Origin of the sequence: Mucilaginibacter aquaedulcis, from assembly GCF_030409325.1 — a bacterium.
In the GTDB taxonomy this organism is placed as follows: Bacteria; Bacteroidota; Bacteroidia; order Sphingobacteriales; family Sphingobacteriaceae; genus Mucilaginibacter; species Mucilaginibacter aquaedulcis.
Genome location: NZ_JAUFPR010000002.1, coordinates 1 through 15,828, shown reverse-complemented (window position 1 = coordinate 15,828; position 15,828 = coordinate 1). Strand labels below are relative to the sequence as shown.

11 protein-coding genes and 1 tRNA gene are annotated in these 15,828 nt (G+C 42.0%); 2 read left to right on the top strand and 10 right to left on the bottom strand.

The features are described 5' to 3' along the window. Position 1: 1 nt before the first annotated feature. On the bottom strand, positions 2-919 hold the full coding sequence (locus QWZ01_RS04710) for a DUF5996 family protein (protein ID WP_290322095.1): 918 nt from the start codon (positions 917-919) through the stop codon (positions 2-4). A 177-nt stretch (positions 920-1,096) separates the two neighbouring features. Here QWZ01_RS04710 and QWZ01_RS04705 point away from each other — a divergent pair, with 177 nt between their 5' ends. Together QWZ01_RS04705 and QWZ01_RS04700 are read left to right on the top strand one after the other, a co-directional pair. Continuing rightward, positions 1,097-2,980: a gamma-glutamyltransferase family protein gene (locus QWZ01_RS04705; protein WP_290322094.1), complete on the top strand. Its 1,884-nt coding sequence runs from the start codon at positions 1,097-1,099 to the stop codon at positions 2,978-2,980. Positions 2,981-3,123: 143 nt separating this feature from the next. Then, entirely contained in the window at positions 3,124-3,393 is a 270-nt protein-coding gene (locus tag QWZ01_RS04700) for a CHC2 zinc finger domain-containing protein (protein WP_290322092.1), read from the top strand. 38 nt (positions 3,394-3,431) lie between these two features. Here the strand turns inward: QWZ01_RS04700 and soxC are convergent, their stop codons facing one another. From soxC to QWZ01_RS04655, 9 genes are all read right to left on the bottom strand, one after another. Then, a complete protein-coding gene (soxC, locus tag QWZ01_RS04695) occupies positions 3,432-4,694 on the bottom strand; it encodes a sulfite dehydrogenase (protein WP_290322091.1) in 1,263 nt (420 codons plus the stop codon). A gap of 1 nt (position 4,695) precedes the next feature. Further along, positions 4,696-5,313, bottom strand: coding sequence for a c-type cytochrome (locus tag QWZ01_RS04690; RefSeq protein WP_290322090.1), 618 nt, complete (start codon positions 5,311-5,313; stop codon positions 4,696-4,698). A 12-nt stretch (positions 5,314-5,325) separates the two neighbouring features. Further along, entirely contained in the window at positions 5,326-6,579 is a 1,254-nt protein-coding gene (locus QWZ01_RS04685) for a YeiH family protein (protein ID WP_290322089.1), read from the bottom strand. 43 nt (positions 6,580-6,622) lie between these two features. Beyond that, the gene (locus QWZ01_RS04680; RefSeq protein ID WP_290322088.1) at positions 6,623-8,236 is read right to left on the bottom strand and encodes a hypothetical protein; all 1,614 of its coding nucleotides are present in this window, start codon (positions 8,234-8,236) and stop codon (positions 6,623-6,625) included. Positions 8,237-8,261: 25 nt separating this feature from the next. Beyond that, entirely contained in the window at positions 8,262-9,623 is a 1,362-nt protein-coding gene (locus QWZ01_RS04675; protein WP_290322087.1) for a DoxX family protein, read from the bottom strand. Between the two features lie 29 nt (positions 9,624-9,652). After that, positions 9,653-9,723, bottom strand: a tRNA-Cys gene (locus tag QWZ01_RS04670). Positions 9,724-9,744: 21 nt separating this feature from the next. Beyond that, positions 9,745-10,632, bottom strand: coding sequence for a cyanophycinase (locus QWZ01_RS04665; RefSeq protein ID WP_290322086.1), 888 nt, complete (start codon positions 10,630-10,632; stop codon positions 9,745-9,747). An 18-nt stretch (positions 10,633-10,650) separates the two neighbouring features. Further along, entirely contained in the window at positions 10,651-11,994 is a 1,344-nt protein-coding gene (locus tag QWZ01_RS04660) for a RagB/SusD family nutrient uptake outer membrane protein (RefSeq protein WP_290322085.1), read from the bottom strand. A gap of 16 nt (positions 11,995-12,010) precedes the next feature. After that, the gene (locus QWZ01_RS04655) at positions 12,011-15,118 is read right to left on the bottom strand and encodes a SusC/RagA family TonB-linked outer membrane protein (RefSeq protein ID WP_290322084.1); all 3,108 of its coding nucleotides are present in this window, start codon (positions 15,116-15,118) and stop codon (positions 12,011-12,013) included. Positions 15,119-15,828: the final 710 nt, after the last annotated feature.

Sequence of the window (15,828 nt, the reverse complement as noted above, 5' to 3'; positions counted from 1 at the left end):
TTTACGGTTCAAGACCCGACAGATCACATTCCAAAGCCTTCCGTGGCCATTTCCCTGTATTTGCAGCTGCATCATAGGTAGATTGCAGAAATTGTAAAAGGGAGCTTTCCGGATCGGCAGCCTTACGTACATCATCATAAGTAAGAATAAACTCTCCAATGGCCTCATTATATTGTGCCTGCTCCGGCATTACCGGCTGATCTTTAAAGTTATTAGGTGTAGGATAACAGTATGAATAAAAGGATGGATGAGGAAAGCTATCGCTGCCCGGCCAAAAGCCACAGCTGCTTACCTCATGCGAATAAGCCTCCTGCATCACCTCTAACGACATATTGGGCGCTCCTCCCGGATGCTTGGGTGCTTCCCTTCCCGAAAAGCGGGTAACCGCCAAGTCAAAACCTCCCCAAAAGAAATGTACCGGACTGCACTTACCATAAAATTTTGCCCTGAACAGTGTAAAAACAGCTTCGGCTTTAACTAAGGCCTGCCAAAAAAGGTTAATTTGCTCAGGTTCATAAATAAAATGTGTTTCATCCTCTGCAAACGGGATAGCTACCGGTATTTCATTTGGCCGGGCATAAATTTCAACATTGATGTTCATTATGGCCAGCTTTTCAAGTAACTCTTTATAGAAACTTGCAACACTGCGCTGATAAAGCCTCATTTGCTGCTTTGGCGCGGCACTTGAAGTAATGGTTAACTGATGGCTTACAAAATCAAAATCAATCTGGAACAAACCACCATCATAAGGAATACTGCCGGTTGTTAGGCCCGTGGGCGAAACATAAAGCGTAACATGCCATGAATGGTTTAACCAGGGCATTTTTACCAGCCTGATCTTGCCTACAATTTGGGTCCACAGGTGTACTGTTGCCACTGTATCTTTTAAGTCTTGGTATCGGAGTTCAGGCCAGTTCATAAACAATTATTTTATATGTTTAACCATTAAAAACCCGTACTGTTTGGTTTATAAATCACATATAAATATCTTACTATTTCTGTTATAAAAGCAATGTGGTAATTGCTTTTATTGCATAAAACCCGGTAACACTTATTTTACAACATTGCCTGCTTCAATTTTATTACATTAGTGTTTATGAAACACTTATACACCTTGCTTTTTCTATTTGTATTGGGTTTGTCTGCATCGGCACAGCAAACTCAAAAACCCATGATATATGGTAGCAACTGGATGGCTGTTACCGGTAAACCTATGGCAGCAACAGCCGGTGCCATGATCTTTCAGCAGGGAGGCAATGCGGTAGATGCTGCGTGTGCTATGCTTGCCGCTACCTGTACTATGTGGGATACCTTAAGCTGGGGCGGTGAAACCCAGGCACTGATTTATAACCCTAAAACACATAAAGTAATTGCTATTAATGCAATGGGCGTGGCGCCTACCGGCGCTACTGTAGCCTTTTTTAAAAGTAAGGGCTATAACTTCCCACCTGAATACGGGCCTTTAGCTGCAACAACACCCGGCACACCGGGCGGACTTATATATATGCTTATACACTACGGCACCAAAAGCCTTGGCGAAGTGCTTGCACCAGCCATGCATATGGCAGCAGGTTATGCAATTGAGGCGCAGGCTGCCAATACCATTGAACGAGGCAAAGCAATGCTGAAACAATGGCCATACAGCAAAAAAATATTCCTTACTCATTTGGGTGAGCAACGTGAAGCTCCTGAAGCGGGAGAGATATTTGTTCAGAAAGACCTTTTGCAAACGCTTACCAAAATGGTTGATGCCGAAAAAGCCGCGCTAAAAAAAGGAAAAAGCCGTGAGCAGGCTTTAATTGCTGCCTATGACTGCTTTTACAAAGGCGACATTGCCAAAGAATTTGTACGTGGCTGCCAGGAACAAGGCGGACTGATCACCATGCAAGACCTTGCCAAATGGAAACCGATTGAAGAAGCACCATTAACTATAAATTATAAAGGGATCGATGTTTATAAATTACAGCAATGGACACAGGGCCCGGTAATGTTACAGGCTTTGAACATACTGGAAAATTTTGACCTCAAAGCCATGGGATATAATAGTGCAAAGTATATCCATACACTTTACCAGGCTATGAACCTTTCCTTTGCCGACCGTGATTTTTATTATGGCGATCCTTATGCCAACCCGAATGAACCAATAAAAGGATTGCTCAGTAAAGCCTATGCTAAACAAAGAGCGGTACTTATTCAGTATGATCAGAATGACCAGCACATCGGTCCCGGTGATCCTTATCCGTTTGAGGGTAAGCAAAACCCTTATATAAAACTTTTAAAGGAAAGAGGTTTTGAGATGGATACCACTAAAAGGAACTTTGCCCCCAAACATGACTTGGGAAAAGTAAATACTCCTGAAGATCTTTACCACGACCGCTTATGGAGAGGTACTACTTCAATAGAAGCAGCCGATAAAGACGGTTGGGTTGTTTCTGTTACTCCGAGTGGTGGTTGGTTACCTGCCTGCATTGCAGGTAATACGGGTGTAGGGATGAGTCAGCGTATGCAAAGCTTTGTTCTTGATTCGGCATTGAATCCTTTTAACGTTGTGGCACCTGGCAAAAGACCGAGAGTTACGCTTTCGCCATCACTATTTTTAAAAGACGGCAAGCCACTTTGGTCAGCAGCGGTACAGGGCGGCGACACGCAGGATCAAAACCTGATACAGTTCTTTTTAAACGTAACTGAATTTGGAATGACCGTACAAAAGGCTACCGAAGCACCAAACTTTAATACCAACCAATTATGGCTTTCATTAGGCGGAACTAAAACTGCCGACCGTGAACCCAAACCAGGTCAGATATTACTAAACAGCAATACTAAAGAACCAGTAAGGGACGAGCTTAAAAAAATGGGGTATAAATTAAGTTTTGAGGACAGAACAAGCGGCCCTATCAATGCCATTTATTTCGACTGGAAACATGGCAGTTTTCAGGGGGGTTCAAGTAATCATGGTGAAGATTATGGAATAGGCTGGTAATCTGATCAATAAAAATGTTTTAATGACCAATAGATGTCTGTATCTATTGGTCATTATTTTTTTCAACAATTCTCCTTTTGGCTATTAACCGGAATGAGTGAAAATGTATTTTTGCGACCTTCTAAAACAGGTTTTGTTATTCTATGCTAACTGATCAAACGTATTCCTTAAACGGAGCTGATTTGCTTAAGATCGCCTCAAAATATATTTTACTGGTAGAAAGCCGCAGAAACTTAAAAGGACGCTGTCCGTTTCACGCCGATCAGGGTACTTCCTTCATGTTATCACCCGAAAAGAATATTTTTAAATGCTTTGGCTGTGGTAAAGATGGCGGCCCGATAGAGTTTATCATGTATCTCCAAAACAAAACCAGGGAAGAAGCTATACAGCAACTGGCAAAGTTTGGAAACTAAGGCACAACCCTTTAGTGGGCCTTGTTTAAATCTAATGTTTATTTCCAACTTTCGGGTTTAAATAAAACCCTGCCATCTTGTTTTATCTGCCAGGCGGTGATAGGATTCATGTGATAACCACCAATGTCAGCTCCTCGTGCTTCAACCAGTTGGCTAAGCGTGGGTTGAGTGTAATTTGTTTCATCTATGGCACGGCTCATAATTTCGGTTTCGGAACCATTCCATTGCCATAGATATCTGAAATAAGTATGCGCCTTATCCAAAACAGGTTCCTGTAAGCGGGCAGGGTTCCATGTTTTACCGGCATCTGTACTGACTTCAACCCGCACAACTTTGCCACGGCCTGTCCAGGCAATACCCCTTATCTCTACCCATCCGCGTTCTAAATGGCCGGGGTATGAGGGATAAGTAATAATAGAGCGGGCATCCATTTCAAAGCTAAACTGCCGTATCCTGTCTTTAACCGGGTAGGTATATTTAGATGTTTCCTCACGGGTCATAAAGGGTTCATCAGCCAGCTCAATTCTTCTGATCCATTTTACACAGGTATTACCCTCCCAGCCAGGTAAAAGTAACCTTGCGGGATATCCCTGTTCCGGACGAATGGCCTCGCCATTTTGGGCGTAAACGATCATAGCGTCATCAAAACCTTTTTTAACCGGAATACTACGGGTCATGACAGCGGCATCCGAACCTTCTGCTAAAAACCAGGTGGCTTTAGGCTGCACACCTATCTCCCTAAATAATGTAGATAACATTACACCTGTCCATTCACTTTGGCTGGTTAGCCCGCATATTTCCTGCGGGGTCATGTTCTCTTTCCCCGTTCTGAAATTACCTGAACATTCTAAAAAACAAGTGCGTGTTACAGACGGGAACCTTTTTAAGTCGCTCAGTGAAAATACCATGGGTTTATCAACCATACCATGTATCAGCAATTCGTATTTATCCGGGTTGATCAACGGAACACCTGCATGATGACGCTCGTAATGCAGATCGGAAGGTGTGAGCGAACTATACAGATCCTGTAGCGGCGTACGTGAAGAAGTATCTGATTTAATACGAACCGGCTGCTCAAAAGGTGATCGTTTACCCACAACACTGGGCCCCGGTCCTATCCTTTTGGTTGGATCATCTGCTTTTATGATGGGTTGCTGAGCCGCCACCTGAATCCATTTCCCCAATGAGGATTGCATGGCTACTATCGCTGTAGTTGCAGCACCACCCAATAACAATCTCCTGCTTATTTTTTTATTGATAAGCGGCTCATCATGGTTACTATCCTTTTCAGTCTTTTCCATATCAGCGTATTTCGGGGCCATCCTTTCTGTCGTCGGTAATAAATAATTTTTGAGCAGGCATTACGACTTTCGGTAGTGTTTGCGCATTAAGCACGGCATCTGGCTTAATGATCTTGTTCGCATTTAAGAGATAGGCCGTTAAGTCATATACCTCATTATTTGTTAATGAGCCGGGTAAGTTATAAGGCATTGACCGACGGATATAATCAAATACCGTACTGGCATAAGGCCAATAATTACCTATTGCCTTTACTTTTGATGCGCTATCACTCACCAGGACGGGCGCTGGTAATTTAGCTCCCGCAACAACTTTTTCGGCAGAGCCATGGCAGGCAATACATTTAAGAGCATAAATAGCTTTACCTTGTGCTACAGTACCCGAGCCTACAGGCAGGCCAAGTCCGTCGGGGCGTACATCAATATCCTGTGTGGCAATTTGTTGCGGTGTAGCAGTTTTGCCGAAACCAAAACTGGCAGGCCATTTGACGGTATCAGTATTAGTTAGAGAAGCAGGTTTCCCTGCTTCTCCATTATAACTATAGGCCCCAAGCACCAATACAATAAGCAAGCCTGTAGCAATGGCTGCATATTTATTAGTTATGTTGAATGGCTGGGGCATTTATTGATACTATCAGAATAAAACAAAGGCGATAGCCAGCGTAATAAAAATATTAAAGGTTTGAGCTATCAAAAACGCGTACAGTGGCTTTTTGCTGTTCTCGCCAAATAATTCCTTAAAGTTGGTTTCTAACCCAATGCTGGTGAAAGCCAGCGCGAACCATAAGCCCTGTAAATTTTTAAGGCTATCCTTAACATGAGCACCGGTTTCTGCCGAAATAAAGAAGGAGAATAATAACGATGCCCCTATAAAACCCAGTACAAATTTTGGAAAACGCTCCCAGATTACCTTCAGGGTAGGCTTTTTATCAGGGTCGCTGCCGGCCGGGTGCTTGGTGTATGTCCAATAGATAGAGATGGCAAATGCAGCCAAACCTAAAAGTACGTTTTGAGAGAACTTAACTATCGTGCTTATTTTCAAAGCAATCTCGCCCACTAAAGAACCAGAGGCCACTACAGCGCCTGTTGTATCAATACTCCCACCCAGCCAGGCACCTGTTACCTCTTGCGAAAAGTGAAAGTAATGAGCAATCATAGGCATGAATATCATCATGGGGACAGCAGTAATAAGCACCATGGATATTACGTAAGATAGTTTTTTAGAATCGCCTTTAATAGCACCAGCGGTTGCAATAGCTGCAGACACACCGCAAATAGATACCGCGCTTGATATCATCATGGCTATTTCATCATCAACCTTCAGTTTTTTACATACCCAAAAGGCAAAGTACCAAACCGAGGTAACTACCAACAAGGCTTGTATCAACCCCAGCGAACCCGCCTTTAATATATCAGAGAAAATAACACTGGTGCCCAACAATACCAGACCTATTTTTACATAAAGTTCGGTTGATAAGGCCGATTTAAACCAATCAGGCAGTTTAAAAAAGTTACCGATAAGTAGGCCTATAACCAGGCTGAATATTACCGCTTCTAAACCATAATATTTTATTTGCTTGTTCCCGGCAATAATAAGTGCTAAAATGGTAAGCACATAAACAACCGGAAACATTACTAAGAAGTTTTTTACCGGTTTGCCCATCAGCAAAGACCCGATAGCAGCTATTACAAAAACAAACAGGAACTGAATGCCAATGTTGGCCAGGTTTCCTGCTTTAAAAACATTTGAAAAAAGTTGTTCTGAATTGCTCCAGCTGAATACCGGGACAGATAGTATCAGGCCGCCGATACTTAGCAGAATAATCAGCGAGCCAAGAATAACAACGGCCCAATCCTCGTGTAAGGTTAATTTTTTGGTGGATGACATAATTTATATAAGATGATTTTGGTGGCTAAATCAATTGGCGGCATTAATACTTGCCTGCCTGCAATTTACTATCTTTTAAAGCATATTGCCTGTTTACTTTATCGAGTACAACATAGATGGAATCCTTGCGTTCATTAACGCCGGTTAAAACAATGTGGTTACCATCTGTAGTACTATAGTTCAGTATCATGTGGTTTCGCTTACGCTTATCTTTCAGTTCTTCTGGAATACCTCTTTCACGGCGTGTTGAGCGTGCTACCGGGTCGATAGATGCATACTCATCCTGGATATGGGCAAGTGCTTCCTTAGGTATCCAGTCTTTTTTATCGCCTTTACTCTTTTTACCTTTGGCTTCCTGCTTTGCGCTTTTACCTTTGTTTCTTCTGTTAGCCGCTACGTATTTATCCTGCAGATAAAGTACATGATTTACTGTATCTGCCTGGTAATAGAACACCCGTTGGCCTCCTGCCACACCGGTTAACTCAAAAGTTCGGTTAATATCACGCATAGGCGAACCGCCTCCGTTCGATAAGTCAAGTGGTACTGGTTTGTTCACTTTAAAAGTCAGGGTCGACCAGTTTTCAAACGTGGCTTCACTCCATCTTACAGAATCCAGTGGCGAATAAGGGATTTCCTGATTATTGATCTTGAAGGTGGTTACATTATAATTTCCCCTTAACTCCTTCACTCCTTTTGCAGCCGGCTGTTTGTACGGATCATACTTGAAGTTGATGTATTGAATATAAAACAGCACTACCAGAAATATCCAGATTGTAGCAACCTTTAAAGTAACACGGGTGTATTTTAACCATTTTTGGGAGATAACCGGATAAAAATTATTTGATACGGTATATCGCTCTAATATTAGCAGATTATATAATTTAGGTACATCATAAATCATTAAGAAAGCAGCAAATAGTACAAAGTATGACGCGTACACATGCACACCACCATCATAGGAGAAATTGACGAAGGTAATATCTCCTAAAGCGCCAAACAGCAGTATTGCTCCCAATAAAGTGGTTTTCCTAAAAAATAACAGTGCTCCCGCCAGCACCTCAACCACACCCGCAAACACCTGGTACCAAGGTACTATACCTATAGATAACCAATAGATTTTCTGAGCAGTAAGATCACCAAAGTTAGTATTTAACAGTCCCAACGAGGGGTAAGGCAATTGCACAGGAAACAGCTTGGTAAAACCAAAACCGATGATGCCTATACCGGCCCTATACCTTACAATTACCCTTAGCCAGTAATACAGCGTTTGGTAATTTTTAGTTTTGCCACGGTCAATAGCTGTCCATACTAAACCGCCAACAATGCCAATGCCCAATACAGCCAGCCAATCGGCATAACCCATTAAATAATAGGCAGGAGTCTGAAATCTTACCAACGATGGCTGAAAACGTGCAATATCATACAGATCGCGGTAATGCAGATGCAGCCAGTTAATGCCAACAAGGTTTTTATACCACTCGCCGGTCATGGGGATGCTCATTAATACAAAAAATACAAATGCAATACGAAAAAGTACTTTTTGATAGGGCTTCCATATTTTCACCGGCTGCTCATTGACAACCGGTGCAGCAGCCTGATCCCGGCCGGACGCCTGCTGTTGTGTTTTTATATCTTCGGAATGAATTTCTGTTGACATGATAAATTCTTTTAAGTGGTGATTATCAGAGTTTAATTGCCTTATTACGGCCACTGGCGGCTTCTTCCAGCAAATACCTTTTGTTGATCCTGCTCAACACAGCATACACCGTATCGCGCCCATCAACACCTGATAGTATCAGTTTTGAATTATCGGGCCTGGTATAATTTAACACCAGTTTATCACCAGGATAGTTATGGTTTTTATTTTGCAGTATCAGCCTGTGATTAACCTCATCTACCTTATAGCTGTAGTATTGCCTCCCTATGGAACCTGCTTCCTCATAGCTTCTATCTGCATCTTTATCGTTGATCTCTTCGGTTACAGCCGAATCTATTTTTAAAGCTTTATTGGTACCGATACTTAGCGTAGCCCATTTTTCAAAAACCACATTTTTCCAGCGGCTGGTATCCGTGGCAGAATAAGCCAATGTGGAGCTATTGACCTTAAATTCGCTTACATCATACAAACCCGCAGCATTTTTTAAACCAGAAGTTTGCGGGAATTGATAAATATCATGTCTGTATGCCGACCATGTTTTATACCCGTATAAAAACACAAAAAAGAAGATAAAAAGTGTTTTTAAAACCAACCTGTTACGCTGCCAGCTTTGCGAAAACACTATTTTAAACCGATTGGGCTGAACCGGTTTTTCTAAACCTATCAGCACAAACAACCGAATGGCATCAAAGGCCAATAAAAATAAACCAAGTGATATCAGGTATAAACTATAAGAAGCCTCACCACCTTCATAGGCCAGGTTTGACATAAATACGTTACCGGTGAACACGGCCACCATTAATGCACCAATGGTTGATGTTTTACGAAAAAGCAGCAGTGAGCCAGCCAATATCTCAACTAAACCTAAAAATGCTTCGTAGTTGGGTACAATGCCCAGGCTTAATGAAAATAACTTCCAACGGCTAAATTCACCATAATGCGTATTCAGGTTACTGATTGAAGGATATGGTGATTGCAGCGGAAAAAATTTGATAAAGCCATAAGCTATAATGCCGATGGCTAAGCGATAACGTACAATAACCCTTATCCAATAATATAAACGATCGTATTCCTTAACATTTTTATCGCGATAACTCCAGATCACTGCACCTATGATCGCTATACCTAAAATAGCCAGCCAATCTGTATAAGTACTTATCCCCCATCCGGTTGATGAAGGTTGGGTGAATAGCTGAGGCGTGTAGCGGCTGATATAGAAAATATTGCTAAAGCGAAGGTGCAGCCAGTTTATAGAAAAAATGTTACGATAATATTTCCAATCGAGCGGCACAGCTTGGATAAAGAAATAGATGGCAAAAATACGGAAAGCCCACTTTTCGTATCCCTTCCATTCATCATTTGGTAGTGATCCTTTTAATGCGTTCATGGTTTTAATGTTTGCTTTGGTGGTTGATGACGCCGGGGGCAGGTTCGAACTGCCGTAAAGGGTTTTGCAGACCCACACTTAGCCACTCAGTCACCCGGCTTTTTAAGTCCTATAAATAATATTAGTTATTTGCGGTTTTGGTGGATGGCGGAGCCGGTAACAAAGCTTTTCTGTTCAGCAGATCAAACTTTTCGCCTTTTTTAAGGTAAAAGAATGGCCCGTTGTTGCCTGAATCGCCTGCCGGGTTTTTAACTGTTCCGGTAAAGTTTTTGGCATCATAAATAGCCACATAGGATACCCCTATCACTTCAAAAGTATTTTGATGAACCACAATGGCTGTACTTTCATCAATGCCGATACCCAGCAGATCGGGTCGCGTTTTGATGAAGCTCAGCAAATCAAATTGGCGGTTGCGTTTCAAAATATGCTGATCAATGGCTACGTTATGGATAAAATCCAGTCCCTGAATATGATCGCCAACCAAGATAGTATTGCCTTTGGTATCGCCACGGAAAAGATATGAGCCCTGGATGGTAGCACCTGCAGATGTGCCTCCAATTACCCCACCACGATTAAGCAAAGCATTAAACTCTTTTTGAGTTAGCGTGCCCAGGTAAGCATCGGCAATTTTCCATTGACGGCCACCTTCAAACCAAACCCCTGTTGCGGTACGGATAGGTTCAACAAATTTTTCGGTATTGGCAACTTTGGGGTCGCGGGTATGTAAGGTGGTTACACTTTTTACACCAAGCTCCTGTAGTTTTTTTACGGTTTTATCATTTTTTACAACGGTAGAATCATCCCCGGCTGTTGGCACATAAATAATATTGGCATTTGGGCCGCCTGCGAGCTCTACAAATTTGGCCCATATCTCGGGGCCAACATTACCGCCACCTACAATTACTAACGAGCCTTTTTCGGGCCCCACTGGGTTTGCCGGATTCTGAGCAAATGCATTGGCCCCGGTTAATATAAAAAGGACAAATAATAAGCTAACGATCTTTTTCATGTGATTTTGATTTGATGATTAATATCCAGGGTTAGGTGTAAGGTCTGGGTCGGCCAGTAATTCGCTTGCCGGTATCGGAAATAAATATTTTGTTTGATCGGTGATACCCAATACATCAGCTACACGATTGGTACGCACCAGGTTAAACCAACGGTCGGTTTCAAATGGAAACTCAACTTGTCTTTCCGCCTCAAGCGCTAAAAGTATATCTGCCTGCGAAACCGCGATTGTAGGAGCAACACCAGAACGGTCACGTACAGCGTTCAGATCTTCAAGAGCGCCGCTCAGGTTTCCTTGTTGTGCACGGGCTTCAGACCTGATCAAGTACACCTCAGCCACACGGATGATATAAGCCGGATCGGTACCAATCGGGTTGCGATAGTACAATTTACCATACCATAAATTTCCCGGTGGAACTGTCTGTGCAATTAAAGCACTTCTGCCGCCCCCAATTGCCGGGTTATTTAGCAAGGACACAAGCGTATTTGAAGGCGCCCATTCTCTCCGACCACCCAGCGCCGGTGGTAAAAACCAAACACTATGACCATTTTTAAATGAAGTGCTGTAGGCTATCTCAAATACCGATTCTGCGGTGGCCACTGCATTATTTGCAAAAAACGCGCTGTATGGTTTAAGCAGGTTATAATTTGCGTTATCGCTGATAATCTTTGTAGCATATTGCTCGGCCAGGGCCCATTGTTTGTTGTACAGATAGAATCTGGCCTTAATCGCCCATACTGTTTTTTGTGTAAACCTATTCCTGTTGGTTGTTGAAGATAATAAACCTTCGGCAGCATCAAGATCTTTCAAAACCTGCGCGTAAGTATCAGCTAAAGAGCTGCGCTTAAGCCCGGCATGATCCGTAGGTGTATGCGTAGGTGTAAGGATAAGCTGAACACCGCCCCAACCACGTGCCAGGTCAAAATATGATAATGCCCTTGCTGCATAAGCCTCGCCAAGATATTGATTCTTAGTAGCTGTAGTGAATAATGGATCGGTTACTTTAGGAACTGCTTCTAAAATATAATTGGCTGATAATATAGTTTTATAGATAGCGCCCCATGCAGAACCAATGTAGCTGTTAAAGGCTGTTGTTTTATGTGCCGAAATTTCCTGGGGTGCAGCCTGTGAGCCTGTCCACACCACATCGCTACCGTATAAATAAGAAATAGCCGGAAAGTTGGAGCCATAATAGTTATCAGTACCCAGGCTGTTGTACAAACCATTAACGGCTGTTCCCGCGCTACCTGCATCGGTTATTGCTAATGATTCATCAACCTGTTGCTGCGGTTGTACGTCAAGAAATTTTTTGCATGACGTGAGCATCACAAAAAATGGAAGTATATATATGAGTCGTTTCATTGTTTTTGATTAAAAATTAAAAGGTGACATTAGCTCCAATTTGCAGAGTACGTGGTATAGGAGGTGTACCGAGGTCATATCCCTGAACATTAGGATCGGCGGTTACGTTGATCTCCGGATCGGGCCCTTTGTAGTGGGTTAACAACCACAAGTTTGAACCACTGAAGTAAACCCGCACCGAAGCCGCCTTTATTCGCTCAGCTACAGCTTTAGGTAATGTGTAACCCAGGTTAACATTGCTCAGCCTTAAAAAAGATCCGTCCTCAATAAAGCGGCTAACCGGACTTAAGGTATAGTTAGAACCCAGCGCAGTTAAACGGGGTACATCAGTAATATCACCTGGTTTTTGCCAGCGTTTAAGCTGGTAAGTATCCATAGCACGCCTGTCATCGCGGGTACCTCCGCCTTCTAAAAAGTAAGCATTGTTGTTATAAACCTTATTACCGGTTTCAAAATTGAAGAAAACACTTAAATCAAAGCCCTTGTAATTGAATGTGTTATTGATACCACCAAAAAACTTAGGCAGGCCATTGCCATCAATCACCTTATCTGCAGCTGTTACAGTAGGCCCGCTGGTACCATCTGCATGTTGATAAATAGCATTACCTGTTTGCGGATCAACATATAGCTGTTTATATACATAAAAGGAATTCATGGAGTAACCCTGTACCATGCGGATAGCCGCATAAGAGGCATCTATAGGAATAGGAAGTTTCTCGATTTTATTGGCATTGTGCGATATGTTGAAACTTGTTTGCCAGGTAAAATCCTTACTCTTGATGTTGGTACTGTTAATGGCCAACTCAAAACCTTTATTACTCATTTCGCCGGCATTCTTGGTAATTGTAGCAAAACCAGAGCTTTGAGGTAAAGGCAGATTCAACAGCAAACCGGTAGTATATTTATCATATACGTTAAACTCAAAGCCTAAGCGGTTATTAAAAAAGCCTGCATCTACACCCAGGTTTATTTGCCTGGTAGTTTCCCATTTCAAGTCAGGATTAGCCAATTGATAAGGCTGCGTACCGGGGTTATCCTGATAATTATAGCCTGCCTGCCACAATCCACGCGATGCAAAGTTGCTGATACCATTTTGGTTACCTGTTAAACCAATGCTGCCACGTACTTTAAGATTGCTTAAGAAATTTACATTTTTCAGGAAGTCTTCTTCCTTTGCCTGCCATGCTACACCTGCCGATGGGAAGTATCCCCATCGGTGATCCTTACCAAATTTGGAAGATGCATCGGCACGGAAATTACCTTCTATAAAATACTTACCGGCGTAGTTATAAGTCACCCTTGAAAAGAATGAAGAAAGATTATACTTATTTTCTGTTGATGAAGCAGTTGTTGTTGCAGCGGAAGCGATTTGCTGGAAGGAATCATTCGGGAAGTTTGTACCCTGCGCAAAAGTTTGTGAGTTTACGTTCCCCTGCAGGGTGTTACCTACCAATGCACTAAAAGAGTGCTTATCGGCAAAAACTTTATTATAGGTAAGTGTTTGTTCATTTGTCCAGATAGAATTGGTGCTTATGCTTGAAGTTCCCAGATTATGATTAGCAGCTCCAAGATTGGTTAAGCTATTCCAGTATTGATATTCGTTATAAGTGTTGTAGTCAACGCTCCAGCTGGTACGGAATTTCAGATCGGGGGTAATATTAGCATCTGCATAAATATTACTGATCAACCGATCGCTTTTGGAATGCATATTGGTGTTATTGATCAACACGTCAAGGTTATCAAAGCCTGCCCATTTTGCCGGTGTTCCGTCTGCATTTACCTTTGGTAAATAAGTTGGTGTGTGTATGGCAGCTTGCAAAATACCGCCCTGTGGGCCATCACCCACACGGGCGTTGGTACGGTACGTTTGTGAGAGTAACGTACTCGTACCTATACTAAATACATTGCTTATTTTTTGATCGAGGTTGAATTTAAAACTGCCGCGCTGAAAATCATTTGTTTTCAGATCAGCTTGTTGGCTGTTGAAGCCACCTCCTACGTAATACCTTGTTTTATCATTACCTCCAGATACTGACGCATCATAATTTTGAAGAAATCCGGTACGAAAAACATCATGCAAACGATCAAAAGTAGGTTGATCCTGCGGTAATCCTCTTGGTGCAGGCGAAGCTGTAGGATTATCTGTTAATGCGCGGAAAGGCTGATACTTATAAGTATTAGCAGCGGTTGTATTACCTGCGGCTATAGCATCAGCTTCAGTATTTCTGTATAATTCATTTACCAGTTCGGCATGCTCCGGTCCTGTTACCAAATCCCAAAGTTTAGGCGCTGTAGCCCAACCGAAATAGGTATTTAAACTTACTTTAGGAGCCGTATTATATTTGCCGCGTTTGGTTGTGATCAATACTACGCCATTAGCTGCACGCGCTCCATAAATTGCCGTAGCATCCGCATCTTTTAATATGCTTATACTCTCAATATCTGCCGGATTAATATCAGATAAAGGGTTATTGGCCTGCCCCTGCGTAGTTATTTTTTGTAATGACTGGTTGTTAATAAAAACGCCGTCAACCACATACAAAGGATCGTTACCAGCATTGATAGATGTACTGCCGCGAATACGGAAAAACAAACCATCGCCAGGAATTCCGGTACCTGCTGATACCTGTACGCCTGCGGCTTTACCCTGCAATTGCTGATCAAAACTGGCAACGGGTTTATTCCTTACCTCATCGGCACTAACAGTTGACACAGATCCGGTAAGTGATTTACGGCTCTGTGTACCATAACCCACAACAACAACATCATTAAGTGCCCTTACAGATTGTTTTAAGAGAATAGTTATTGGGCTTCCATTAGCTGTAACTTCTTGTTTGTCATAACCTATGTATGTTATAACCAGAGTATAGGGAAATTTTTGCCCTGTAACGAACGAAAATTTACCATCCCTATCTGTTGCTACAGAGTGTGTTGTACCTAAAATTAGTACTGCCGCGCCGGGTAAGGGTTCGCGGGTAATTGCATCTATTACAGTACCATTAAGATGAGAATTGATAGTTGGCGGCTGCTCTGTTTGCGCCTGAGATATGACCGGGATAGAAAAAATTATGAGTAGCGTTATAAGCTTTTTATAAAATGATTTAGCATGGATATATATTTCCATATATTTAACAGGTTTTTATTTAATAGTAAATTATTAGGTAAAACTTGATGGAAGGTCAGTGAGTGATTGGCGTTACGTAGCTGATCTTTCCGGAATCTTAACCGGCGGGGCATCCCTGCCGGTTTTTATTTATTTATAGTATTATTATAATATTTTTTACATAGTTCACCCTCAAAAGCTCCATTTAAGGCTTATTTAATTAAATAATATTTATTACATAGGGAATTAATTGTAGCTCAGGCTTACAAACAACAACAGCATAACATCAAGAGCTGAAAATGATTTTGTATCACTTCACCAGGTAGGTATACTGGTGATTTTTTTAGAGAAGAAGTTTTCATTACTTCGATTTTTGCTTTCACGTAACAAACATAACGAAATACATAAAGACTACCAAATCTATAGATAAAATATATTTAATTTGTATGAAATTTGTTACAAATAAACCTATACCCACAAGTAAAAAATAGGACTTAAAAAAACGAGTTTTATAAATATTGGAGTATTAAGCGAAAACTATAAAGTTCTGATGCTCAGCAATGAAGCCTGTGTTCACGAACATTCAAGGGCGGTTAAGTAAACCAGTTGACTGGTTACCAAAAAGTATGCTGTATAAAAAAGCCCTTGACTGGAATCCAGCAAGGGCATGATTTAAGATTGGGCACCGACCTACTCTCCCACGTTTTACCGCAGTACCATCGGCTCTGGCG

Bases quoted from the DNA above. Each gene is read 5' to 3' on its own strand.
- QWZ01_RS04710 (WP_290322095.1), bottom strand. From the start codon at position 919: ATGAACTGGCCTGAACTCCGATACCAAGACTTAAAAGATACAGTGGCA.
- QWZ01_RS04705 (WP_290322094.1), top strand. From the start codon at position 1,097: ATGAAACACTTATACACCTTGCTTTTTCTATTTGTATTGGGTTTGTCT.
- QWZ01_RS04700 (WP_290322092.1), top strand. From the start codon at position 3,124: ATGCTAACTGATCAAACGTATTCCTTAAACGGAGCTGATTTGCTTAAG.
- soxC (WP_290322091.1), bottom strand. From the start codon at position 4,694: ATGGAAAAGACTGAAAAGGATAGTAACCATGATGAGCCGCTTATCAAT.
- QWZ01_RS04690 (WP_290322090.1), bottom strand. From the start codon at position 5,313: ATGCCCCAGCCATTCAACATAACTAATAAATATGCAGCCATTGCTACA.
- QWZ01_RS04685 (WP_290322089.1), bottom strand. From the start codon at position 6,579: ATGTCATCCACCAAAAAATTAACCTTACACGAGGATTGGGCCGTTGTT.
- QWZ01_RS04680 (WP_290322088.1), bottom strand. From the start codon at position 8,236: ATGTCAACAGAAATTCATTCCGAAGATATAAAAACACAACAGCAGGCG.
- QWZ01_RS04675 (WP_290322087.1), bottom strand. From the start codon at position 9,623: ATGAACGCATTAAAAGGATCACTACCAAATGATGAATGGAAGGGATAC.
- QWZ01_RS04665 (WP_290322086.1), bottom strand. From the start codon at position 10,632: ATGAAAAAGATCGTTAGCTTATTATTTGTCCTTTTTATATTAACCGGG.
- QWZ01_RS04660 (WP_290322085.1), bottom strand. From the start codon at position 11,994: ATGAAACGACTCATATATATACTTCCATTTTTTGTGATGCTCACGTCA.
- QWZ01_RS04655 (WP_290322084.1), bottom strand. From the start codon at position 15,118: ATGGAAATATATATCCATGCTAAATCATTTTATAAAAAGCTTATAACG.